Source organism: Moraxella sp. CTOTU48841 (assembly GCF_032061225.1).
GTDB lineage: Bacteria > Pseudomonadota > Gammaproteobacteria > Pseudomonadales > Moraxellaceae > Faucicola > Faucicola cinerea.
On sequence record NZ_DAMBFQ010000001.1, the window covers coordinates 245,638 to 267,779 of the forward strand.

Consider the following 22,142-nt stretch of genomic DNA (forward strand, 5'->3'; position numbering starts at 1 on the left):
ATTTGTGTTTCACATGAAAGGAGAATTTATGAGTTTATTAAAAACGGTTGAAGTCATTCACAACCCTAATAACTTGCCGATTGACAGAGCGGTGATTTGGCTACATGGACTGGGCGCAAATGGTCATGACTTTGAACCGGTCGTCCCTGACTTGGGACTCGATGGCAACCATGGCATAAGGTTTGTATTTCCCCATGCCCCCGCCATTCCTGTAACCATCAACCAAGGCTATGTGATGCCAGCGTGGTATGATATTTTAGAAATGTCACTGGACCGCAAAATCGACACGGCACAGATTGAACAATCCGCCCGCTCGATTGGAGATTTAATCGCACGTGAAGCCGAGCGCGGTGTATCGCCAGCGCATATCGTAATTGCAGGATTTTCACAAGGCGGTGCGGTGGCGTATCAAACGGCGTTAAGCTATGACAAACCATTAGCCGGACTGTTAACCCTATCGACTTATTTAGCGACCAAAGACAGCCTAACTTTAAGTGATGCCAATAAAAATCTAAACATTGCCATTCATCATGGCACACAAGACCCTGTCGTCCCAGTACAGCTTGGGCAAGAAGCCAAAGCATGGCTTGAGTCAAAAGGTTATCAGCCGCAGTTTTACAGCTATCCGATGGCGCACCAAGTATGTATGCCGCAACTCAAAATTATCGGTAAATGGCTAAATGATGTGTTGGCCTAACGATGTTTTAGCATAATTTTTTAGCATAAAAAGAGCGTACCTGACTTAGGTACGCTCTTTTGGCAATTAGCCATTCATCTTTGGCAGTCGTTTTAACAAAATAAATAGCCAGTAATTCACCCATCCTAGCAAAACAAAATCCACCAACCACACAGCCATCAATCCCCAATGCGTTTGATAGCCATATTTTAGTGCAACCATACCACTGCCCCCCAAATATACAAAAGTGAGCATACTTAGCAGCAATAGCGCGTATGGGCTTTTGCCTTTCACGATATAAGGCGTTGATAAGAGCGCAGGTATCAACCACAGAGCTTGCCAAGCAATCCCGCCGACTATAGCAGGCTTTGCACTTGCCAACCAATGCGTCAATAGCGGTACTGCCAGCAATCGAAACCCCAGCCAAACCCACCAGGCTATGGTTAAGCGGCGGTGGATGGGATATACGGGTTTGGGCGCAGATAGTGAGTGCGGGTCTTTTTTTCTCATAACGCTTGTTTTCTCATAACGCTTGTAATGCCTTGGCAATTTTGGCTAGACGTTGGCCTTGGGCGATGGCTAACGTTTTTTCATCCGCGCTCATGATGTGGTCATGCTTTGCCCCACTGACATGGCTTGCACCATACGGGCTTCCACCTTGGCTCGTGGTATTGAGTGCAGGCTCACTATAGGGAATTCCCACAATCACCATACCATGATGCAGTAGCGGCGTCATCATGCTAGTTAACGTCGTCTCCTGCCCACCGTGCATGGTACCCGTACTGGTAAATACAGATGCCGGTTTGTTTTGCAAATCCCCCGCTAGCCAAATTGTGACGCTATTATCCCAAAAATACTTCATCGATGCTGCCATATTGCCAAAATGGGTGGGGCTGCCGAGTGCCAGTCCCACACAGTTTTTTAAGTCATCCATGGTGGCGTACAGGTCACCCTCATCAGGAATACTTGGCGCAACTTTTTCAGTCTCGCTACTGACCTTGGGTACGGTGCGAATCCGAGCGGCTATGCCTGTGCCACTATCTTCAATGCCTTGTGCGACCAGATACGCCAAATCTTTGGTAGAGCCATTTTGGCTGTAGTACAAGACTAAAATATAAGGTTGACTCATGGTTTTTTCTCACATCACTTTTGATAATTGTTACGTCAAGCTAGTCTAGGTGAATAAATTTTGATGGATGAATTTTGATGGTAGGGTCAAGGCAATCTACCAGCCAGATTGCCAATTGCAAAACACCAAAACTGTTCACAGTAATTCAATAAACATTTTTTTTGAATATGATACCATACTGCCATACAATCACTGCTTTTTTCGCCGATTTGATGGTCAAACTTTGAAATTTTTTATCAATAAGAACTACTATGAATGAACTGATTGCCAAACTAAAAAAATTATCCATTTTTAAACATAAATGGGTGCAGTTTTTGATGTACCTTATCAAAAATTTTATCGATGATAATTGTAGCCAAAAAGCTGCATTACTGACGTATACCACGCTGCTGTCTATTGTACCGATTTTAACCTTGTTGGTGGTGATTCTCTCCACCATCCCGCAGTTAGCAGAAGCGCGTGAGCAGATTCAAAACTTAATTTTTAGCAATATTTTGCCCAGTACCGGATTACAGGTCACCAAGTATCTTAACCAATTTACCAGTAATTCCTCCAATTTAACCATCATCGGTGTGGGTATCTTATTTTTTACCACCATTTCCACTTTAATGACGATTGAAACCGCGTTTAACCAAATTTGGCGCGTTGAAAAAAAAGAGACCAGCTGGCTCAATCTTGTGCGTTATTGGGTGATTATTACCCTGTTGCCTATTGTGCTTGCGTTAGCGATGATTGTCTCGAGTACCGTTCAAAGTTTGAGTTTTTTAAATCAAAAGATTGGTGGTTATGGGATTGACTGGGCGATTTGGGTACAAATCGGCTCCATTGCAATTATGCTGATGGGTCTGGTGGCCATGTATTGGTTTATCCCACGCTGCCAAGTACGTTTTAAACATGCGTTGGTTGCCGGTGTTGTGGTTGGGATTATCTTTGAAATCCTAAAACTCACCTTTGGCGCAATTGTTGACAACTTTACCAGTTATAAAGCGGTGTATGGGGCGTTTGCGATTTTGCCGTTGTTCTTACTTTGGATTTATATTTCTTGGAATATTATCCTGCTTGGGGTGCAAATCAGCTACTGTTTGACCATTTTTGAGACCAAAGAAATCTTCCCCCGTCACGCCTTGTTTAGCTTGATGGATATGCTAAACGTGTTGTACCGTGAGCATAAAAAAGGCAATGTCGTCACCGAAGCCGGTCTGCGTGATGTGTTAGGTCGCCAAGAGATGCCAAATTGGTACACTTATATTAGCTTTTTACAAGATAACAATCTCATCACCACCAGCGACAAAGATGAATATGTGCTCAAACGCTCGCTCGATGATTATAGTTTCTGGGAGTTTTACCAAAATATGCCCTATCCTTTGCCGCATGAAAAGGATTTGCGAAAACTTAAAAATAACGCGCCTTGGACTGTGCAATGGATTAATACCTTAGCCCGTGGTGAAGCCATGCTCAAATATAATTTTGATGTGTCTATGGCAAGTATTTTTGATAGTATCGCGCCGCGTCAAACCCCAAATACCGAAGATATTGAGCCAGATAAGGGAAAAAAAGGGAAAGGTAACAAACTAGCCGGTCAACGCGAAGGCTCAGGACTATCAGGGGGTCAAGTCAGTGACGTGGTCAATGAAGATAAACGCATCAAAGAAACTGACGCCGAGCAAGCGACTGGCTTTGATGGTACGCTTGATTTTAAAGGTCAGGGTAGCTTATCGAGTCAACCGCGTGATTTTAATGCCTTAAATAACGATGAGTTATCGGATGAATTATCACATAAATCATCAGTTGCTAAGCAAGGTCATGATAATCAAAAACACTTGTCAACCGATAACGGGTTAGATGATAAACATCCGCTAAAAACGCTTGAAGAAAGTAACAGTGAATACGACAGTCATGGCGAAAATAAAGCGACGCCCTCATCCCCACAAAATGGCAATGCCACAGACGAGCATAAATTTGCGATTGATAATTATTTGAATGCCAATAATTTTGACAATATGCATTGGGACATCAGTAACCTAGACGACACGAGTTTTAGCAATGAAATTACCACCACCCAAACAGTCGAGTCAAAAATCCTAGCGGATGAGGACAAAGCGAAAGGTGATAATACAGCGGTAATGGCTAAAATTCGTCAGATTGTCCCGGCTAGCGTACTCGATAGCCCGTACAATCCTTTTAATTTTATCAAATCAAAAATTGCAGCCAATGCGAGCAAAAAATCCCCGCGTATCATTACGGAAAAAGATAGACCAGACAGCTAGTTTGGCGAGTAAAAAAGGGCAGAATCTGCCCTTTTTTACTCGCTTTTTTTATCGATAGCTTAAGCCTGTGTTATCTTTTTACCCAATAACCCTTTGGCGTGCATATTGCGATAGACCACCACAATGACGATATTGACTAGCAGTATTAAAATATTAAGCCAATTAAACCGATGGCTAAATAACTCATAAACTTCAAGCGGCAAAAACACGCCGTAGCCCAAAACACTAAACCAATACGCCCATATCTTATCTCGATAAAGACCATAGGCTTCCACAAAACGCAGCAGCGCATAGCCCACGACTATCCAAAAGGCTTTTTGCCAATTTTGGTTAGCTACCCAAGCATAGTGATTCAGTGCTTCTATTTGGTGGTGCAGTGCCATACCCATGATACGATGCAGCGCCTGCGAAACCACCCGCGCAATCCATTGCAATTTATCATGCCCTACAAAAATAATAGCCGCCACTCCTAGCGCTACCAATCCTTTTAACAGCTCATAGATAGCGACCATGATGATGGCCTTCTTGGCATGATGCCTATTAGGCACTGTCGGGGCTATCTGCTTAAACGCCTTTGGCATGATTCATTACCGTATCCAATCTTAAAACAAGCTTCAAACAAGCCTAAAAATAGACTTGCTCGACTTTCCCTGTCAGTTCGCTATTGATAAATGGCGTATTTTTGCCTTGTGATATCATCGATTCTTTTGTCACGGTCCAAGTCAGATTGGGGTCAACTAGCACCGCCCCGCCCGTTTGATGATAGCTAGCTTCAATTCCAGCGATTTTTGCAGGGTTGAGTGCAATTTTTTCTACCAGCTGCTCTGGGGTCAAAATACCCTCTTTGACCAATTGACAAGCGAGCCCCATAAAAGTATCAAAATTGCTAATGCCGGGTTTGCACTCCGCAAATGGCGCTTGTTTAGCGGTTTTTGCCAATGGCTCATGGTGGCTACAAATCGCATCAATCGTGCCATCTTGCAAGCCTTCTTGCAGCGCTTTTTTGTCGGTATTGGAACGCAGGGGCGGCAACACATACGCCAAGGCATTAAAACCAATCAAGGCATCATCGGTTAAATGTAATTGGTGCATTGCCACATCACAGGTCACCGGCAAGCCCCTTTGTTTCGCCCAGCGAATCAAATCAATCGATGATTTGGTGGTCAGCTGACCAAAATGTGCCGATACGCCTGTTTCTTCGACAATCAACAGCTGCTTGGATAATGCCACCGTTTCAGCAATCCAAGGAATCCCTGCCAAGCCGTGATAAGATGCGATGTAGCCATCATGGGCGACGCCGTTTTTGGATAAACTGGGTTCATCAGGGTAAAAAAATACTTTGATGTCATAAGTCGCCGCATAATCAAGGGCTTGCAGTAGTACGTCATCATTGGCGAATTTGCGGCGAGCATTGCTGACCCCAATGATGCCACCTTGCTTCAGGCCAAGCATATTGGCGGGTTTTTCACCTTCAAGACCTGCGGTCATCGCCCCTAGCACATGCAGATGAATACCACCATCTTGATAAGCCCGCTCTCGCAAGCCTGCCAGTAATGAGCCATTCTCAAGCACGGGATTGGTATCAGGTGGTATAACGACATGCAAAAAACCGTTTTTTCGAGCCGCGGCGCCTTCTGATTTTAGTGTGCCATGCGACTGGTGCCCAGGTTCACGCAGGCGCGCACATAAATCCACCAGCGGCGGTAATAGCCATTTGCCATCGCTGTCGATAGGGTTAAGCTGCGTGGTATCAAATTGCCAATTGGCAGGTAAAAGATTTTGAAGCGTCATGGTTTTGCCTACTTTGTCATTTTTTTTGCTAAATTTTAAGATGCGCTGCGTGCGGCACGTTGCCCTTGCATAGCCAGTGCCAACACTGCCATACGTATCGCAATGCCGTTATTGACTTGTTTTAAAATCACTGACTGCTCACCATCGGCAACAGCTGATGAGATTTCAACGCCGCGATTCATCGGTCCTGGGTGCATGACAAGCGCATCAGGTTTGGCAAGGGCAAGGCGTTCGGTGGTGATGCCATACGCTTTAAAATACTCGGATGTCGATGGTAACAGCGGCGAGCCAATACGCTCATTTTGAATACGCAGACCAATAATGACATCACAGTCAACCACCGCCGCGTCTAAATCGTTATAGACACTGACACCATAACGCTCAATGCCTTTTGGTAATAATGTCTTGGGCGCCACGACGCGAATTTCTTTGACCCCCAAGGTTTTGAGCGCCGCAATATCCGAACGGGCAACGCGGCTATGCTTGATATCGCCGATAATCGCTACCGTTAATTCCTCAAAAGGTCTTGGCGCTTCACGATAAATCGTAAGCATATCGAGCATGGCTTGGGTCGGATGCGCGTGCCAGCCGTCACCACCGTTGATGATGGCAATGTTTGGGGTGACTTCGGTTGCCATAAAATGCGCAGCCCCACTCGATGAATGACGCACCACAAAGATATCCGCTGTCATGGCTTCAAGATTCCACAGCGTATCGCGTAAGCTTTCGCCTTTTTGGGTGCTGGATTTGGCAATATCGATACTGATGACACTGGCGCCAAGACGTTTGGCAGCTACATCAAAGGTGGTGCGGGTACGGGTAGAGTTTTCAAAGAACAAATTCATCACCGTACAGCCTTCAAGCTCATCACTATTGCGAATGCTGTTGGGGCGACCGACATTGTCAGTTAAGTAACCATTGGCTTTTTCGATGATGGCCATCAGCTGGGCTTTGGATAACCCTTCTACGCCGATAAAATGCCGCAAATCACCTGCTGCGGTCAGTTCTGGCTTTGCCATCGCCTGATCAAGCTTGCTCTGTAGCGCTTCGTTGGATAGGGTTTGGGTATTTAAAATATTCATCAGCCACCTAGATTTGTTGTTATTTGTATAAATTTTGCCTATTTTACCGTAAATCGGCTGGAATAAATACGCCAATATTTTGCGATTATCGCTGATACGACGGGTCAAAAAGTGCTACAATTTGCGGCAAATTGTCTATATTTTTTCAATTCATGAGGTCTAAATTCACCCTGCTTAATCGTAGGTGATTGGGTTAGGTTGTTAATTTATAATTTTATAATAAGGTCTACTATGTCAAATCTTGAAACTTATCTTGCCGCGCAAAACGCCCAACCTGCTGTTGCCGACATCATTACCACAATTACCAAAGTCGGCATTCAAATCAGCGACTTGCTCAAACGCGGCGCGCTCGCGGATATTTTGGGCGAAGCGGGCAACCAAAACGTGCAGGGCGAAGAGCAAAAAAAACTCGATGTCATTGCCAATGATTTGTTGCTAGACGCCTTGAGCAGCAATCCGCATTGTGCGGGTGTGGCCTCGGAAGAATTAGATAACGCCACTCCTGCCAATCAAGATGGCGACGTGTTGGTACTGTTTGATCCGCTTGATGGCTCATCCAATATCGATATTAATATGGCAGTCGGTACAATTTTCTCGATTTTACCTTACAACAATCAAGGGCATCCTGCGACGGATGAGGACTTTTTGCAAAAAGGGACTGCGCAGTTGGCATCGGGTTATATTTTGTATGGCACGTCAACTGTGATGTCAATAACACTTGGCAAGGGTGTCGCCATGTTTAGTCTTGACCCAGATACCAAAGCGTTTGTGCAAATCAAAGACCAAGTGCAAATCAGCGCAGATACCAAAGAGTATGCGATTAATGCCTCCAACTATCGCTATTGGTTGCCACCGATGCAGCGTTATATTGACGAGTTTACGGCGGGTAAAACTGGCGTGCGTGGTAAAGACTTTAATATGCGCTGGGTGGCGGCGATGGTGGGCGATATTCACCGTATTTTGTGCCGTGGGGGGATTTTTAGCTATCCATTTGACACCAAACACCCTGATAAACCGGGTAAACTTCGTCTGATGTATGAAGCCAATCCGATGAGCTTGCTGATTGAGCAAGCGGGTGGTTTGAGTACCGATGCAGTCAATCGTATTTTGGATATCGAGCCGACCAGTATCCACCAGCGGGTGCCTGTGGTGCTGGGGGCAAAAAACGAAGTGGAGTATGTTAAAAAGTTGCATGAAGAAGTCAAATAATGCTTATCACTTCAAAAGACAACCCAACTATTAAAACTACCCATGCCCTTCTCACTGGGTCGCGCCAGCGTAAAAAACTGGGCAAAACCGTGATTGAAGGCACGCATTTGCTTGAAAGCTATCTCAATGCTAGCTTCACGCCCGAGACCGTGATTGTCAGTGAAAGTGGTTTGCACAATGACGAAATCAACGCCCTGCTCGGTCGGCTTAACCAGGTAAAAACGTTAACGGTTAGCGATAATCTGTATAAAGAGATTCGCACGCTGGGCGAGAGCCTGCCCATCATGGCGATGATTGACATGCCGCATTTAGACTTTAATCAGTCCATCACCAGCGATTGCTTAATCATCAATGGCGTGCAGGATAATGGCAATCTAGGCACACTATTTCGCACCGCATCCGCCGTGGGCATAAAGACGGTGATTTGTACGATGGGCACAGCATCGGCGTGGTCGCCCAAAACCTTGCGAGCGGGCATGGGGGCGAATTTTAGTTTAACGATTTTTGAAGGCATCAGCGTAGATGAGATTTTGATGAAGGTCAAAGTGCCGATGTTTGCCACGAGCTCACATACCGATCATATTATTTATCAGACCGATTTGAGACAACCGTTAGCCTTAATTATGGGGCATGAAGGACAAGGCGTGGATGAGAGGTTACTTAGTCAATCTGCCCCGATTGCCCTACCCCAGCCCAATGGTCAAGAAAGCCTAAATGTGGCGATAGCAGGGTCACTGTGTCTGTATGAAATGTTACGGCAAAGACACTACGCATGATTGCCATAAATAATTGCCATCAATGCCATCAATAAATAAGTGTGACATAAATGACTAGACAGCCTGTGTTTAGTCTTTTTTGTCGTCACTATCACCTGGTATTACCGCTTTAGCGACGGCTACCGTGCCTTTGACCACCCCTTTGGTGGTCTTATAGGCAACTTTAACAGGGACAGTGACAACTTTATGTACACACCCTTGTAAGATAACAGCGGTGGTCAGCACAAAAAGCAGGGTGGTTAGTTTTTTCATTCGTTACCTTTAATTGACTTTAAGATTGACTTTAAGAACGATAATCGGCGTTGATTTTGACATACTCGTATGATAAATCACAGGTATAGACGGTATCACTCGCCTGCCCGCGACCCAATTCAATATGAATGGTAATTTCTGGACGCTTCATCACCTCGCTGCCACGCGCCTCGGTATAGTCATGTGCCAAGCCGCCACGCTCGCAGATACGCACATCATCGAGTGATACCGCCACTTTTGACTGGTCGAGCAGCACGCCCGCTTTGCCTACTGCTGCCAAAATACGCCCCCAATTTGGGTCACTGGCAAAAAATGCGGTTTTTACCAGCGGTGAATGCGCCACTTCATACGCGATTTTGGCACATTCTTCAGAGGTTTCACCGCCTGTCACTTTGACCGTGATAAATTTGGTTGCCCCTTCACCATCGCGTACAATCAATTGAGCGATTCGAATCATCACCTTGTTAATTGCCTCATAGATTGCTTGATAATGCGGGTGATTTTCACTGTCAATCACCTCCCCAACTTGTCCTGTGGCAATCAACGTACAGCAGTCATTGGTCGAGGTATCGCCATCCACCGTGATGCGGTTAAATGACTGATTCACCGTGTCGGTCAAGATATTTTGTAGCAATGATTTCTCAATGTTGGCATCGGTTGCCACAAAGCCAAGCATGGTCGCCATATTGGGGCGAATCATGCCTGCCCCTTTTGAGATACCTGTCACGGTATAGGTGATGGCATCAATCGTGACTTGTTCGCTATGCCCTTTTGGGGTGGTATCAGTGGTCATGATGCTGTGGGCGGCGCCAAGCCAATTATCGTCGGTTAAATTGGCTAAGGCGCTGTCTAACCCCGCGATGATTTTATCCGCCGGCAAGGTTTCCCCAATCACCCCGGTGGAATAAGGCAATACTTGCTCGGCTGCGACACCGGTTTTTTCTGCCAATGCCACACAAGTTGTTTTGGCACGCTGTTTACCGTCTTCACCCGTGGCAGCGTTGGCGTTGCCTGTATTGACAATCAAATAACGGGGGCTGTCTTTAGCGATAAATTCTCGCAACAACTGCACAGGCGCGGCACAAAATTGGTTTTGCGTGGTGACAACCGCGGTATTTGCGCCCGCTATGATGTCAAAAACCGTTAAGTCTTTGCGCCCTGCGTAGCGTACATGGGCTTCGGTGATGCCAATTTTTATCCCTTTCACTGGGTTTAATTTTACAAGTTCAACATTGCCAACTGGCATGAGAGCGCTCCTTACTGTTGTTTAATTGATTAATCCAAAAAATCTGCCCAAATCGGGGCATGGTCGCTGGGTTTTTCCATGGCACGCAAGTCATAGCTGACGCCTGCACCGTTGAGCTTATCCGCCAAATCAGGCGTCATCAAAATATGGTCAATCCGCAGCCCCCGCTTTGGCTCATCGTCAAATCCCTTGCTGCGATAATCAAACCAGCTCAGGGCTTGACCGTCGGCATATAACGCCCGATAAGTATCATGCAAATCTGTCGCAAGCAGGGCTTGGTACCACTCTCGCTCCTCTGGCAAAAACGAGCACGTGCCATTTTTTAGCCAACGTTTGACACTATCCTCGCTAATGCCAATATCAAAATCAAGCGGCGCAATATTCATATCCCCCATCAAAATCATACTGCGATTTTCTGCTTTAAGCTGCAAGATATAAGCCGTTAAATCGGCATAAAATTTGCGCTTCATCGGAAATTTGGTTTCATGCTTGCGATTTTCGCCTTGCGGAAAATAGCCATTGAGCACATCAATATATTTGCCATTAAAATCATAGCGCGCATGGATAAACCGTCGCTGCGCATCGTCGCTGTCGGTTGGAAAGCCTTTTTGTACAAAAATAGGTTTTTGTCGCGATAATAACGCCACGCCATAGTGAGATTTTTGCCCAAAAAACTCGACATGATAGCCCAATTGCTGCACGCTTTGTAGCGGAAATGCGTCATCATGTACTTTGGTTTCTTGTAGCCCAATGACATCGGGCGCGATGATATCGCGAATGGCTTCAAGCTGGTGTGGGCGCGCCCGCAATCCATTGATATTAAAACTGACAAAACGCGGCATGTGTTTTCCCCAAATTGATAAATATGTCTTGGTATTGATAAATGTGGCTTGGTTAAGCGTTAAATGCCGACTATATTAGCGGATATTGCCCGCAAGCTCAATTTGAAAGCAAATTGGCTCTGCAACACTGAGGTTATGCATGATGAACCCGCAAATAGCAGGTGAAGTTTAAAAAAATTTTGGTATAATCAAAAAACCTTGCACTTTAATCACTGCCAACTTTGCAAAATATTTTTTTCAAATTTTTCTGGCGACGTGCTGACCCTAGACTTAAAAAGACAATATATGGCTCGAGTTTCTTCTATTACCCGTGTTTTAAAAATCATCGAAGCCGTGTCTGCGGCGCAGCGTCCTTTATCCCCGCTGGATTTGTCTGAGATTTTGGATATTCCAAAACCAACCATGCACCGACTGATACAGCAGCTGCAAGAGGAAGGCTTTGTGCGGGTCGATATCAATGGTACGATTGTGCCTGCGTCGCGTACGCGGCATATGGCGATTCATCTATGGCAAAGCCAGCAAGTGGCGATTCAGCGCTTTGCGATTTTGCAAAGACTGGTGGATAAAATCGGTGAAACCTGTGGCATGGCGGTACCTTATTACGTCAACATGGTATATACCGACCGCGTACCTTGTCCTTCTGCCTTACAAGTGTATATGCCCACTGATTCGCAAGCACCCATTTGGTGTACGGCGGCTGGTAAAATCTACCTAAGTACGCTCACAAAAGACGATAGGGCGACGCTGCTAAAAAATTTATCGTTAACCGCTATCACCCCTGCCACGATTACCGATAGGGATGCGCTCAATCAAAGCCTTGAACAGGTAGCCAAGCAGCGATATGCAATTTCTGATGAAGAATATATCGCCCAAGCGGTTTCAATTGCTGTGGCAATCAATGACACCCAAGGTCGTTACATCGGCTCACTGTACACAACCGCACCTAAAACGCGCAAATCCCTCGAGGACTTGATTGGGTTTGTACCTGATATGCAAAAAGCTGCCGATGATATTCGTGATGCGTTTTTTGGGGAAATTTAAAGGTTATCCTTGGCACTTTTGACAAGGTAAAGTTAAAACGCTCAAAGCAATTTTGTTGATAGATTTTATATAGTATGGCGGGGCTTAATCATTTGCTGGCTCACGAATGTGGCAACAAACCCAAATGTTGTAAGCCTTGATAGATACCATCTTCCCACGCAGCTGGACATACATAGTCAGCCGCCGCTTTCACATCGGGATGAGCATTCCCCATCGCCACGCCAAAGCCGACGGTCTGTAACATTTCGATATCATTCACCCCATCGCCAAATGCCATCGCATCTTCAAAATCTAGCCCCAGTTTATTGAGCGCCTGCGCAATTCCTCGTGCTTTCGAGCCTGTCGCATCTAGAATATCGATACCGTTTTTATGCCAGCGCATGATTTTTAAAGTCGAGGGAAATTCAAAATTCACCTGCGTGTTGTCAGAATGAAATGCCACAACTTGATAAATAGGTATCGACAAATCAATGTCACCATGACGGGCAGTACGGTAAGCTATTTTAAGTGAATTCAACGCTTCTGACAGCGCATCATCCTCCGCTAACGCGATAATTTCCGTATCGGTCATGTAGGCATAGGATAAATTGTTTGATTCAACATAATCGGTAATGAGTTTAATTTGCGCAGTGGTCATCGGATAATGCGCTAATAATTCACCTTGGTGATGACTGCATTGACCGTTGATGGTGACCAGCACATCGATACCCACGGTTTCAATGAGCTCATACACAGCTTTGGGAAAAACAGCACGACCCCGACCCGTAGCGATAGCAACCATAATGCCTTGCTGCTTTAATTGTTTGAGTGCCTCAATCGCGGATTGTGGCACCCTTTCTTGCTGCTTGATGTACAACGTGTCATCAATATCAAAAAAGACAATTTTTGGTTTTTTGGGGCGTGCTGTTGGCTTAGACATAATAAAACTAATGCGATAAATTGGGATTGACGCTAATTCTACCCTATTTTTGGGTTAACTTTTGAATTAACGACCAGAAAAAAGCCAGAAAAAATCCTAGCTTTTTACTAAATGCCAAAACTTATTGCAGAACATTCGCATCATAATGCGCCATAATGCTTGAGAAATCTTTATCCCCATGTTGCTCGCTATGTTTGGTGTAAAGCGCCGTCGCTTGGTCTGCCATTGGTGTCATAACCTTGGTATCATTGGCTGTTTGTTTGGCAAGGTTCATGTCTTTGAGCATAAGTTTACTCATAAATCCACCGGTATAACCACGGCTTGATGGCATGGCGTCGCCAACATCGGGATGCGGATTACACACTTCCAGCGCCCAGTTACGACCGGTGCTGGCTGACAAAATACTGGCTAATACTTTTGGGTCTAATCCGTTTTTGGCGCCCAAATTCATGGCTTCGGCTGTCCCTGTCATAATCACGCCAAGCAGCATGTTATTACAGATTTTGGCAACTTGACCTGCACCGACCTCGCCCGCGTGAAAGATATTTTTTCCCATCGCCTCTAAAACGGGTTTGACCTGCTCAAATTGCTCAGCTTGCCCGCCCACGATAAAGCTGAGTGTCCCTGCTGCTGCCCCTGCCGTACCGCCTGATACGGGCGCATCCATGAACTGAATACCTTTTTCTGCCGCGACTTGGGCAACTTCACGCGCATCACTCGCTGCGATGGTGCTACTATCCACCAGCAAGGTATTTTTACCCACCACATCGAGCAAGCCTAGATTACCGTCTTTACCCAGATACACATCTTTGACATGTTGACCTGCAGGTAACATGGTAATGACCATATCCACCTCTTTGCTTGCGTCCACAGGTGAAGTCGCCACGTTTGCCCCTTGTTTGGCAAGGTCGTCTAGCACGGCGGTGTTTAGGTCAAATACGTTGAGGGCAAAGCCATTTTTGATAAGATTTTCTGCCATCGGTTTGCCCATGTTACCAAGCCCGATAAAAGCAATTTTTTTAATGGCTGTTTGTTGATTATTTGGCATATACAATCCTTGTATGTTGTGGTGTTTGTAAACTTTATACAGCAAGTTTGGCTAATTTTGCTGAGAGCGAATCGCTACCCAACCAAGACTCAAATGGATGTTCGCTATTGGGGAAAGCTGACGCAAGATGTGACTGGATATAGCTGGCATCGCATTCATCAAGGGTTTTACGCCATTTTGGCGATTTGTCTTTATCAATCAGTAAGGCGCGTACACCCTCACGAAAATCGGGGTAATTGACACAATGTAGCGACGCATTCATCTCCATATAGAGCACTTGCTCAAGCGATAATTTGCTGGCATGTTTAAACATCTCAACCGTCAATGCTGCGCTGACGGGACAACCATGCTGATAAGTCTCGACCGCTTTGGCGAGCCATTTATCCGCTTCGCCGTTGACTTTGGTGAAGTTGTCATTGCGCAAGGCTGCATCTATATCATGCACTGAGCCTTTGTTTACTAGCGCTTGGATGGTATTAAAATGCTTCATCAAATGACTGTCTGCTAAATGCTCGGTATGATGAATTTTGGCTAAGGCATGGCTTGCGATATCATGTAAATTGTTGTCAGCTTGCCAATTGGCTTGTTTTAGCGCGTCAAGCACTTTGTCGTATTCGCTACTTGCCACAGCATACTCAGCAAGGCTAGAGAAAATCGCATCGTTGGCGTTGCAGTTCGCCCCTGTCAAGCCCAAAAACAGCCCAATTTTGGCAGGCATGCGCGCCAAAAACCATGAACCTGTGGCATCAGGGTATAAGCCGATGGTAATCTCTGGCATGGCAAAACGGGTGGTTTCGGTGACGATACGATGGCTACACATCGCCATCAAGCCCATACCACCGCCCATGACGATACCGTTACCCCACAAGACAATCGGTTTTGGGTAAAAGTGCATTTGCCGGTATAGGCTGTATTCGTTTTCGAAGAATTCAACCCCGTACGGATTGGGCTGCTGCATAGGCACTTGTGGCGGGGTGTCAATCATGCTGTCATACAGTTTGCGGATATTACCGCCTGCACAGAACGCTTTGTCGCCACTGCCCTTTAGCAAAATGGCGACGATGTTGTCATCAGTTGCCCACTTGGTGAGCTGATTTGCCATCAGTTTGCACATATCAACGCTTAGGGCGTTTAGGGATTTCGGGTCGTTTAGGGTCATTGTGCCGATGTGATGACCGCAGTGGGTGGCTATCGTTTCAAATATTACAGGTTGGTCTTGACTGATGTCTGTCATAATACTCCTCATTAATTATCGTTATATCCAAATTGTCGAGTAAGCAGCACATTCTTCCAGTGGCTTTCTCTGACTAAAATTTCATTTTCACTGCTATGAGTATCTGCTATTTCTAAAATCGAAAAGTAAAAATTCTCAAAAGGCACGTCACCAAATTGCTTTTTTAATTCAATTAATTGGCGATTATTACCATGTAAATTGGTTGCGTATTCAGCCCAACGCTGCCAAATACCCCCTTCACCTGTTGCACTACCTACATAGAGTTTGCCACTGCTTTTATCAGCAATTAAATAAACCCCTGCGACTGATGATAATGCTGACTGCCAATCGGACAAAGATTTTTTAACTATAGTTTTTAACTGAGAAAAACTAATATGCACCGACTTAAAACTTGGAAATTTTGCAAAGTCTAATGCTTGTGCTAAAACTTCGGCTACATTTAATTTTTCAACCCAATTTTCTGTAAGTAAATAGGATTGGCGGACGAATTTATTATCAACATTTTTTTTATCAAAACTAATAATTAATCTACCGTCTAGCTCTTTGGTTTCTTGTATTTCAACTAGCGGATAATAAATGCAATCTTCTCTTTGCGTAGGTATGTCAGATAAATGTACGCCTGCAAATAACCATAAATTTGGCGTTGGCATTGCGATAAAACTAACCACATACTTTCGGTCAAAATTACGTTTAAGCTGTTGGCGTTGCCATTCTTGAAAATCCCCTTGATAATAAACATCAAGCGGATTTTCTTTCCCATTAGTTATTGCGAAATGCAGTTTACTATTTTTAGGCGTCAAATCAGGGAGCAATATTTGCAATAAGTGAAACGCATTCATTAAATATTATTTCCAAACCGCAGAGCGTTTTTCTAAGAACGCATTGACGCCTTCTTGTTGGTTTTCGCCATCAAATAGCTTGATAAACAACTCACGTTCCTTTATCCAGTTAAAACTTGGTGGCTGATAACGTGCCGACATAATCAAGGTTTTACTCGACGCAATCGCATCGGGGGATTGCTTCGCCACTTTTTGAGCCAATTCTAAAGCCGTTTCTAACCCTTTGCCACTTTCCACGACTTCTTCCACCAAACCAATTTGCAGCGCCTTATCTGCCTTGATACGCTCACCGCATAAAATCATCCGTTTTGCCCAGCCTTCACCCACTAGCCACGGCAAGTTTTGCGTACCGCCTGCACATGGCAACAAACCAACAGATAGCTCAGGAAGTGCCATTTGGGCATGGCTCTCAGCAATGCGGATATCACACGCCAACGCACACTCAAGACCGCCGCCCATCGCATAGCCGTTGATACAGGCTATCGACACGCCACGGAAGCTTGATAACGCTTCAAACGCTTCGCCAAATGCAATCGCCATCTCCGCGGCTTGTCCTTTGTCACCACTGGCAAAGCTGTTCAAATCCGCCCCTGCACTAAAGAACTTTTCGCCATCGCCATGCATCACCAAGGCGGTGACTTGTTTGTTGGCGTTTAAGTCGCTAATGAGCTGCTTTAAACTGGCTAAGCTGTCCTTTGTCCACGTATGGGCAGGGGGATTGTTTAGGGTTAAAACGGCAATATGGTTTTCGATTTTTAGGTTTAAATTGGTGTAATTCATTTTTTGCTTCCTTGCTTTGAAGTTGATTAATTAAAAGGTTTATATTTTATTTCTTCTAGGTATGGGTTTGACTGTCCATTAAAAATTATTCTGCTTATCTCTTCAGTTATTTGAATGATTTTTTCAATATCTTCTGCATATTTTTCTTTATTGTATGGGTATCTGATTTTCGGCTCTACTGTAGCTGGTAATGATTCAAAATGATTCAAAAAAAACTTAGCTTCATCGCTTTCTAATTCGTTAGGTATATAACTTTTGCACAATTCTACGAGTTTTCTACCTGCTTGCAACATTAAGGGTATGATGTTTATATAAATTTTATCGTCAACATATCCATTCAATTTAGCATGTTTCTCAAAATCATCTGCTTGAATAAAATTCCTAATATCTGGGTACTTTGGAAGACTTTTTTTATTAGAACTTAATTTGTTAATTATATCCTGCCATTTTAATGGATAAATTAAGCATGGTAAGCTATCTTCCTCAAATGAAAAATCTACAAAAAACACTTCGTCATTTTCGAAAAAAATACTTGTTAAGGTATCATTATGATGTCTTGCATTTCTTACTTGAATAATCAAATGCAACTCGGGATACTGATAAAAATCAATTGTCTTATTTGAGAGAGTTTGAATTGCATCAAATACATTATGGAAGCAATCTAAAACACTTTTAACTATAATCTCAACATTAAAAATTGCTTCATGTTCATCAACTTTCACAAGCTCTGGATATTTATTGATTTGTTCCAATTGCATTCTCAATGACTGCGATAAGCATTCAAATTGATAATTTACATCCATTTTGTTATCCCTCTTCTATACCAATATGAATTTCAACCGTGCCATCCAGCAAATATTTTTCATAATCCAGTTGGTAAGCACGATTTAGTTCGCCCGAGTCTTCCATTTGCCAAATTTTTACCCAAGTTTGTGGAATGTCTAAGCGAGTACATTTGAACACTTGATAAGGCGTATCGGGCAATTCAATGACTTTACCCATAGGTAGCGGTTTAAAAAGTATGCTGATACGATTTTCCGTTCGTGGTGAGCTTGTCGAACCATAGGAAAATCGCTACCCTTCGACAAGCTCAGGGCGAACGATTTTCTTTGAGCATACTTTTCAAACCACTACCTACCCATATTCGGCATTTCACTTGCGGTGCTACAGGTGTAATCACCTTGGTAATTTGAGTCAAAATCGTGATAGACACCATATAACACCGATAATCCATGACCTTGCAAAATCGTACTTTGCCATAGTTCGCCAAACTTTTTCATCACTTCGACATCGGTAAAATTGTTGGTGCGGATAGAAGTGATTTCGTAAACTTGCTGACTCATATTTTTGCCCTTTGCTATGGTTAAACGTTAATCATAGCAAAGTTTTATGGCAAATTTTCAATTTAGCTTTTTATAATGTAGGCTTATTGCAATCTTGCCAACGCCCCATCTTCCATCATTTTGCGAGACACAATCATTCGCATGACTTCGTTGGTGCCTTCTAGGATTTGATGAACGCGCAAATCGCGCACATGACGCTCTAGCGGATATTCTTGTAGATAGCCATAGCCCCCATGTAGCTGCAGCGCTTGGTTGGCGATATCAAAACTCAAATCCGTGGCAAGGCGTTTTGCCATCGCACAATACGCCGTGGCATCGGGCGATTTGCTATCCAAATGATACGCCGCCAATCGCACCATCTGCCGAGCCGACACCAAATGGGTGAGCATATCGGCAAGTTTAAACTGCACGTTTTGGAATTGATCAAGGGTTTTGCCAAACTGGCTACGCTCCTGTACATACTGCACAGCACGGTCAAGGGCAGCTTGAGCCGTACCCACCGCGCAAGTGGCGATATTGATACGCCCACCGTCCAAGCCTTTCATGGCAAAGGTAAAGCCCTGTCCTTCTTCCCCCAGTAGATTTTCGGCAGGGACTTTGACATCGGTAAAATGTACCGCTGCAGTCGGTTGGTTTTTCCAACCCATTTTATGTTCATTTTTGCCGTAGCTGATGCCATCGCTGTTGGCATCGACGATAAAGGCAGACACGCCTTTTGCCCCGTTGTCCGAGGTGCGTGCCATCACCACAAGCACATCAGTCGCCCCTGCCCCAGAGATAAACATTTTTTGCCCAGTAATGTGGTAATAGTTGCCTTGTTTGACCGCTTTGGTTTTTAATGAACCCGCATCTGAGCCAGCATTGGGCTCTGTCAAACAGTAGCTACCCAATTTTTCGCCCGCTAATAATTCAGGCAAGTATTTTTCGGCAACCTCGGGTTTGGCAAACTCGCCAATCATCCAAGCGACCATGTTGTGAATGGTCATGAATGCAGCGGTTGACGTATCGCCATACGCCAGTTTTTCAAAAATAATCGCCGCATCAAGGCGCGGCAAGCCCAGTCCGCCAAAATCAGGGTTGCTGTAAAGCCCCATAAAGCCCAGTTCCCCTGCGGCTTTGAACACCTCTTTGGGAAAATAGCCTGTGGCATCCCATTCGGCAGCGTTGGGGGCAAGCGATTTGGCGGCAAATTGGGCAGCCAAATCGGCAAAGGCTTGTTGGTCTTCGGTAAGAGAAAAATTCATGGTAAATTCCTTTTTATGGCTAAATTACATCCATGCCATCAGTCATTGCCAAGCGTTGCTTTAACTTAATGCAAAATCGCGACGCTTGGCTATATTGGCTATAACGTTTTTAACCTGATAGCCCAATTCAATCAGTCTTAATCACGAAATATTAATTATTAACGTCTATTTATTTTAATGAAATCGTGGTATTAACGCCTTTACTGGCTTCATCATCAAACCAACGGGCGGTGACGGTTTTGGTTTGGGTATAAAACTGTACCGCTTGCTTGCCATAAGGACCCAAGTCACCCAGTTTACTGGCGCGAGAACCGGTGAATGAGAACATCGGTAGTGGCACAGGAATGGGTAAATTAATACCGACTTGACCCACATCGATGTCTTGTTGGAATTTATGGGCTGCCGCACCTGATTGGGTAAAGATAGCCGTGCCATTACCGTTTGGATTGGCATTGATGATGGCAATCGCTTCATCTAGGCTATCGGCGTACATGATATCTAGCACCGGTCCAAAGATTTCTTCCTTATAGCACGTCATATCGGTGGTGACATTATCTAAAATAGTCGGTCCGACAAAATTACCGTTCTCAAACCCTTCCACCTTGATACCACGACCATCTAGCAGGACTTGTGCGCCTTCATCTGCGCCCGCTTGGATTAGACGTTCAACACGCGCTTTGGCTGCTTGTGAAATCACAGGTCCTAAGTCTTTATCATCTTTGCCGGCTGCCACTACCAATTTTTTGGCACGTTCTACGATGTCACCCACCCAGTTTTTGGCTTCACCGACTAAAATCACCACGGATAACGCCATACAGCGCTGACCTGCTGCCCCAAATGCAGCACCGGCTAGTTGGTTAAGACATTGTTCTTTATCGGCATCTGGTAGGATGACTGCATGGTTTTTAGCCCCCATCATACATTGCACGCGTTTGCCTGCTTGACTTGCACGGTTATAGACGTGTGTACCGACTGCAGTAGAACCCACAAATGAGATGGCTTTGATATCTGGGTGGTCACAGATGGCATCAACGGTGTCTTTGCCGCCATGCACCACGTTTAATACGCCTTTTGGAATTCCCGCCTCTAACGCCAGCTCTACCAATCGCATGGTGACCATCGGGTTTTGTTCTGATGGTTTTAATACGAAGGTGTTACCGGTGGCAATCGCCATTGGGAACATCCACAGTGGAATCATGGCGGGGAAGTTAAACGGGGTAATACCTGCACAAACGCCAAGTGGTTGCTGAATATTATACATATCCACGCCAGTCGCCACGTTTTCGATAAATGCGCCTTGTTGCAGGTTGCCAATGCCTGATGCATGTTCGACGACTTCAAGACCACGGAACACATCGCCTTTAGCGTCTGCTAGGGTTTTGCCTTGTTCTTCGGTGAGCATGGCGGCAAGCTCGTCCATGTTGTCACGAATGAGTTGTTGGTATTTTAAGAAGATGCGTGAGCGGGTGTTGATTGGGGTTTTGCGCCAGGTTTTGAATGCTTCTGCCGCCGCCGCGACGGCTTGGTTGATTTCATCGCTAGTAGTTTGGGGTACTTTGGCAATCACTTCTTGGGTAGCTGGGTTGGTCAAGTCAATCCATTGCTCGGTGGTTGATTCGACAAATTCGCCGTTGATGAGTTGTTTTACAGTTTGGGTAGTCATCGTAACAATCCTTGTTTTTACCGTGTTGGGTGTATAGCGTTTGATAGCGTTAAACGCGTTGCAAAACAGTGTGAATGAGTTGGGAGATACTGTCAATAATACTTAATTACTTAAGTAGTTTTTCTGGAGTAGTTTTGCTAGAGTGGTTTTGCTGGGCGGCTGCCATAGGATTAATGACAATAATTTTTGAGGCTAGCTCACCTTTGCTGCGAGCGCCCAGTTTTTTCATTAAGTTGGCTTTATGCACTTCAATGGTTCTGGGGGATAAACCAAGCAACTTACCAATCTCTTTACAGGTATAGCCATTGACCACATACTGCGCGATTTGGGCTTCACGTGCGGTGAGCTGCGATTCGGACGATACTTGCGGTTTTTTTTCAAAATGCCAAATTGCCAGTTTGAAGGGGTCATCTGGGGTTAAGGTGCGTCCGTGGGTGGTTGCCCAAAATATCTCCCCTGTTTTGTGACGCATAAAGCGCTCATCACAGTAATGCATGTTGGTCTGTAATCCCAAACCTGTTAATGCTTCTTTGCCAATTTTTTCAAAATCTTCGACACTGGGAAACAATTTTTGCATCGATTGATTGAGTAGCTCATCGTGCGCATAACCGAACAAATTGGCAAAGGCATCGTTGAGCGCTTTGATACGCCGATAGCTTAATACCACTATCGGCGTGGGCGCGTGCCTAAAAGCCAGTAAGGCATAATTTTCCATCACAATCACCCCTGATTTTTAAGCCCTGACAACTTATTGGTGGACA

24 protein-coding genes are annotated in these 22,142 nt (G+C 44.9%); 5 read left to right on the forward strand and 19 right to left on the reverse strand.

All coding sequences use genetic code 11. The features are described from left to right. The first annotated feature begins 28 nt into the window (after positions 1-28). On the forward strand, positions 29-697 hold the full coding sequence (locus RT034_RS01010; protein WP_313012588.1) for an alpha/beta hydrolase: 669 nt from the start codon (positions 29-31) through the stop codon (positions 695-697). 66 nt (positions 698-763) lie between these two features. Here RT034_RS01010 and RT034_RS01015 read toward each other — a convergent pair whose 3' ends face one another. Together RT034_RS01015 and wrbA are read right to left on the reverse strand one after the other, a co-directional pair. Continuing rightward, a complete protein-coding gene (locus RT034_RS01015) occupies positions 764-1,186 on the reverse strand; it encodes a hypothetical protein (RefSeq protein ID WP_313012591.1) in 423 nt (140 codons plus the stop codon). 13 nt (positions 1,187-1,199) lie between these two features. Then, positions 1,200-1,805, reverse strand: a complete 606-nt coding sequence (wrbA, locus tag RT034_RS01020) for an NAD(P)H:quinone oxidoreductase (protein WP_060995109.1) — start codon at positions 1,803-1,805, stop codon at positions 1,200-1,202. A 251-nt stretch (positions 1,806-2,056) separates the two neighbouring features. Here wrbA and RT034_RS01025 point away from each other — a divergent pair, with 251 nt between their 5' ends. Next, positions 2,057-4,072, forward strand: coding sequence for a YihY/virulence factor BrkB family protein (locus RT034_RS01025; RefSeq protein WP_313012595.1), 2,016 nt, complete (start codon positions 2,057-2,059; stop codon positions 4,070-4,072). A gap of 59 nt (positions 4,073-4,131) precedes the next feature. On the opposite strand, the gene RT034_RS01030 is transcribed toward RT034_RS01025, so the two are convergent. From RT034_RS01030 to RT034_RS01040, 3 genes are read right to left on the reverse strand one after another with little or no spacing between them, the layout of a single operon-like run. Next, a complete protein-coding gene (locus tag RT034_RS01030; protein WP_313012599.1) occupies positions 4,132-4,653 on the reverse strand; it encodes a DUF2127 domain-containing protein in 522 nt (173 codons plus the stop codon). Positions 4,654-4,696: 43 nt separating this feature from the next. Continuing rightward, a complete protein-coding gene (locus RT034_RS01035) occupies positions 4,697-5,863 on the reverse strand; it encodes a dihydroorotase (protein WP_313012602.1) in 1,167 nt (388 codons plus the stop codon). Positions 5,864-5,898: 35 nt separating this feature from the next. After that, a complete protein-coding gene (locus RT034_RS01040) occupies positions 5,899-6,882 on the reverse strand; it encodes an aspartate carbamoyltransferase catalytic subunit (RefSeq protein WP_409566281.1) in 984 nt (327 codons plus the stop codon). Between the two features lie 294 nt (positions 6,883-7,176). On the opposite strand from RT034_RS01040, the gene RT034_RS01045 reads away from it, so the two are divergent. Together RT034_RS01045 and RT034_RS01050 are read left to right on the forward strand one after the other, a co-directional pair. Beyond that, positions 7,177-8,154 (forward strand): class 1 fructose-bisphosphatase, encoded by a 978-nt coding sequence (locus RT034_RS01045; protein WP_313012609.1) that lies wholly within the window; start codon positions 7,177-7,179, stop codon positions 8,152-8,154. Further along, complete coding sequence (locus tag RT034_RS01050; protein ID WP_313012613.1) at positions 8,154-8,930, forward strand: TrmH family RNA methyltransferase; 777 nt, start codon at positions 8,154-8,156, stop codon at positions 8,928-8,930. Before RT034_RS01045 ends, RT034_RS01050 begins: the two co-directional genes overlap by 1 nt. Positions 8,931-8,999: 69 nt before the next feature. On the opposite strand, the gene RT034_RS01055 is transcribed toward RT034_RS01050, so the two are convergent. The 3 genes from RT034_RS01055 to xthA are packed head-to-tail and all read right to left on the reverse strand — an operon-like array spanning position 9,000 to position 11,270. Next, on the reverse strand, positions 9,000-9,182 hold the full coding sequence (locus RT034_RS01055; RefSeq protein ID WP_076775972.1) for an NF038104 family lipoprotein: 183 nt from the start codon (positions 9,180-9,182) through the stop codon (positions 9,000-9,002). Between the two features lie 31 nt (positions 9,183-9,213). Next, positions 9,214-10,428 (reverse strand): bifunctional glutamate N-acetyltransferase/amino-acid acetyltransferase ArgJ, encoded by a 1,215-nt coding sequence (gene argJ / locus RT034_RS01060; protein WP_313012619.1) that lies wholly within the window; start codon positions 10,426-10,428, stop codon positions 9,214-9,216. 29 nt (positions 10,429-10,457) lie between these two features. Then, complete coding sequence (xthA, locus tag RT034_RS01065) at positions 10,458-11,270, reverse strand: exodeoxyribonuclease III (RefSeq protein WP_062330230.1); 813 nt, start codon at positions 11,268-11,270, stop codon at positions 10,458-10,460. Between the two features lie 285 nt (positions 11,271-11,555). On the opposite strand from xthA, the gene RT034_RS01070 reads away from it, so the two are divergent. Then, a complete protein-coding gene (locus RT034_RS01070) occupies positions 11,556-12,311 on the forward strand; it encodes an IclR family transcriptional regulator (protein WP_313012624.1) in 756 nt (251 codons plus the stop codon). A gap of 100 nt (positions 12,312-12,411) precedes the next feature. Here RT034_RS01070 and RT034_RS01075 read toward each other — a convergent pair whose 3' ends face one another. The 11 genes from RT034_RS01075 to RT034_RS01125 all read right to left on the reverse strand — a co-directional run bounded on the left by RT034_RS01075 (position 12,412) and on the right by RT034_RS01125 (position 22,096). Beyond that, positions 12,412-13,230, reverse strand: a complete 819-nt coding sequence (locus RT034_RS01075; protein WP_313012629.1) for a Cof-type HAD-IIB family hydrolase — start codon at positions 13,228-13,230, stop codon at positions 12,412-12,414. A gap of 121 nt (positions 13,231-13,351) precedes the next feature. Further along, on the reverse strand, positions 13,352-14,278 hold the full coding sequence (gene mmsB / locus RT034_RS01080; protein ID WP_313012632.1) for a 3-hydroxyisobutyrate dehydrogenase: 927 nt from the start codon (positions 14,276-14,278) through the stop codon (positions 13,352-13,354). 34 nt (positions 14,279-14,312) lie between these two features. Next, positions 14,313-15,512 carry an enoyl-CoA hydratase/isomerase family protein gene (locus RT034_RS01085; RefSeq protein ID WP_313012635.1) on the reverse strand — a complete coding sequence of 400 codons (1,200 nt, stop codon included), beginning with the start codon at positions 15,510-15,512 and terminating at the stop codon, positions 14,313-14,315. An 11-nt stretch (positions 15,513-15,523) separates the two neighbouring features. Continuing rightward, positions 15,524-16,351, reverse strand: a complete 828-nt coding sequence (locus tag RT034_RS01090; protein ID WP_313012636.1) for a GIY-YIG nuclease family protein — start codon at positions 16,349-16,351, stop codon at positions 15,524-15,526. A gap of 6 nt (positions 16,352-16,357) precedes the next feature. After that, positions 16,358-17,131: an enoyl-CoA hydratase gene (locus RT034_RS01095; RefSeq protein ID WP_313012639.1), complete on the reverse strand. Its 774-nt coding sequence runs from the start codon at positions 17,129-17,131 to the stop codon at positions 16,358-16,360. 26 nt (positions 17,132-17,157) lie between these two features. Then, the gene (locus RT034_RS01100; protein ID WP_219298655.1) at positions 17,158-17,934 is read right to left on the reverse strand and encodes a hypothetical protein; all 777 of its coding nucleotides are present in this window, start codon (positions 17,932-17,934) and stop codon (positions 17,158-17,160) included. Between the two features lie 4 nt (positions 17,935-17,938). Beyond that, positions 17,939-18,133, reverse strand: a complete 195-nt coding sequence (locus RT034_RS01105) for a hypothetical protein (protein WP_219298656.1) — start codon at positions 18,131-18,133, stop codon at positions 17,939-17,941. Between the two features lie 128 nt (positions 18,134-18,261). Next, positions 18,262-18,474 carry a hypothetical protein gene (locus RT034_RS01110; RefSeq protein ID WP_219298657.1) on the reverse strand — a complete coding sequence of 71 codons (213 nt, stop codon included), beginning with the start codon at positions 18,472-18,474 and terminating at the stop codon, positions 18,262-18,264. An 83-nt stretch (positions 18,475-18,557) separates the two neighbouring features. Continuing rightward, entirely contained in the window at positions 18,558-19,718 is a 1,161-nt protein-coding gene (locus tag RT034_RS01115) for an acyl-CoA dehydrogenase family protein (protein ID WP_313012646.1), read from the reverse strand. Positions 19,719-19,887: 169 nt separating this feature from the next. Further along, positions 19,888-21,381: a CoA-acylating methylmalonate-semialdehyde dehydrogenase gene (locus RT034_RS01120; protein ID WP_313012648.1), complete on the reverse strand. Its 1,494-nt coding sequence runs from the start codon at positions 21,379-21,381 to the stop codon at positions 19,888-19,890. A gap of 106 nt (positions 21,382-21,487) precedes the next feature. Then, the gene (locus RT034_RS01125) at positions 21,488-22,096 is read right to left on the reverse strand and encodes a PAS domain-containing protein (RefSeq protein WP_313012650.1); all 609 of its coding nucleotides are present in this window, start codon (positions 22,094-22,096) and stop codon (positions 21,488-21,490) included. Positions 22,097-22,142: the final 46 nt, after the last annotated feature.

Excerpts from the sequence above, each read along its gene's own strand:
- RT034_RS01085 (WP_313012635.1), bottom strand. The coding sequence starts at position 15,512 with ATGACAGACATCAGTCAAGACCAACCTGTAATATTTGAAACGATAGCC.
- RT034_RS01125 (WP_313012650.1), bottom strand. The coding sequence starts at position 22,096 with ATGGAAAATTATGCCTTACTGGCTTTTAGGCACGCGCCCACGCCGATA.
- xthA (WP_062330230.1), bottom strand. The coding sequence starts at position 11,270 with ATGCCGCGTTTTGTCAGTTTTAATATCAATGGATTGCGGGCGCGCCCA.
- RT034_RS01115 (WP_313012646.1), bottom strand. The coding sequence starts at position 19,718 with ATGAATTTTTCTCTTACCGAAGACCAACAAGCCTTTGCCGATTTGGCT.
- RT034_RS01105 (WP_219298656.1), bottom strand. The coding sequence starts at position 18,133 with ATGGGTAAAGTCATTGAATTGCCCGATACGCCTTATCAAGTGTTCAAA.
- mmsB (WP_313012632.1), bottom strand. The coding sequence starts at position 14,278 with ATGCCAAATAATCAACAAACAGCCATTAAAAAAATTGCTTTTATCGGG.
- RT034_RS01035 (WP_313012602.1), bottom strand. The coding sequence starts at position 5,863 with ATGACGCTTCAAAATCTTTTACCTGCCAATTGGCAATTTGATACCACG.
- RT034_RS01095 (WP_313012639.1), bottom strand. The coding sequence starts at position 17,131 with ATGAATTACACCAATTTAAACCTAAAAATCGAAAACCATATTGCCGTT.
- RT034_RS01040 (WP_409566281.1), bottom strand. The coding sequence starts at position 6,882 with ATGGCAAAGCCAGAACTGACCGCAGCAGGTGATTTGCGGCATTTTATC.
- RT034_RS01045 (WP_313012609.1), top strand. The coding sequence starts at position 7,177 with ATGTCAAATCTTGAAACTTATCTTGCCGCGCAAAACGCCCAACCTGCT.
- RT034_RS01015 (WP_313012591.1), bottom strand. The coding sequence starts at position 1,186 with ATGAGAAAAAAAGACCCGCACTCACTATCTGCGCCCAAACCCGTATAT.
- argJ (WP_313012619.1), bottom strand. The coding sequence starts at position 10,428 with ATGCCAGTTGGCAATGTTGAACTTGTAAAATTAAACCCAGTGAAAGGG.
- RT034_RS01100 (WP_219298655.1), bottom strand. The coding sequence starts at position 17,934 with ATGGATGTAAATTATCAATTTGAATGCTTATCGCAGTCATTGAGAATG.
- RT034_RS01120 (WP_313012648.1), bottom strand. The coding sequence starts at position 21,381 with ATGACTACCCAAACTGTAAAACAACTCATCAACGGCGAATTTGTCGAA.
- RT034_RS01010 (WP_313012588.1), top strand. The coding sequence starts at position 29 with ATGAGTTTATTAAAAACGGTTGAAGTCATTCACAACCCTAATAACTTG.
- RT034_RS01070 (WP_313012624.1), top strand. The coding sequence starts at position 11,556 with ATGGCTCGAGTTTCTTCTATTACCCGTGTTTTAAAAATCATCGAAGCC.
- RT034_RS01110 (WP_219298657.1), bottom strand. The coding sequence starts at position 18,474 with ATGAGTCAGCAAGTTTACGAAATCACTTCTATCCGCACCAACAATTTT.
- wrbA (WP_060995109.1), bottom strand. The coding sequence starts at position 1,805 with ATGAGTCAACCTTATATTTTAGTCTTGTACTACAGCCAAAATGGCTCT.
- RT034_RS01075 (WP_313012629.1), bottom strand. The coding sequence starts at position 13,230 with ATGTCTAAGCCAACAGCACGCCCCAAAAAACCAAAAATTGTCTTTTTT.
- RT034_RS01090 (WP_313012636.1), bottom strand. The coding sequence starts at position 16,351 with ATGAATGCGTTTCACTTATTGCAAATATTGCTCCCTGATTTGACGCCT.
- RT034_RS01055 (WP_076775972.1), bottom strand. The coding sequence starts at position 9,182 with ATGAAAAAACTAACCACCCTGCTTTTTGTGCTGACCACCGCTGTTATC.
- RT034_RS01050 (WP_313012613.1), top strand. The coding sequence starts at position 8,154 with ATGCTTATCACTTCAAAAGACAACCCAACTATTAAAACTACCCATGCC.
- RT034_RS01030 (WP_313012599.1), bottom strand. The coding sequence starts at position 4,653 with ATGCCAAAGGCGTTTAAGCAGATAGCCCCGACAGTGCCTAATAGGCAT.
- RT034_RS01025 (WP_313012595.1), top strand. The coding sequence starts at position 2,057 with ATGAATGAACTGATTGCCAAACTAAAAAAATTATCCATTTTTAAACAT.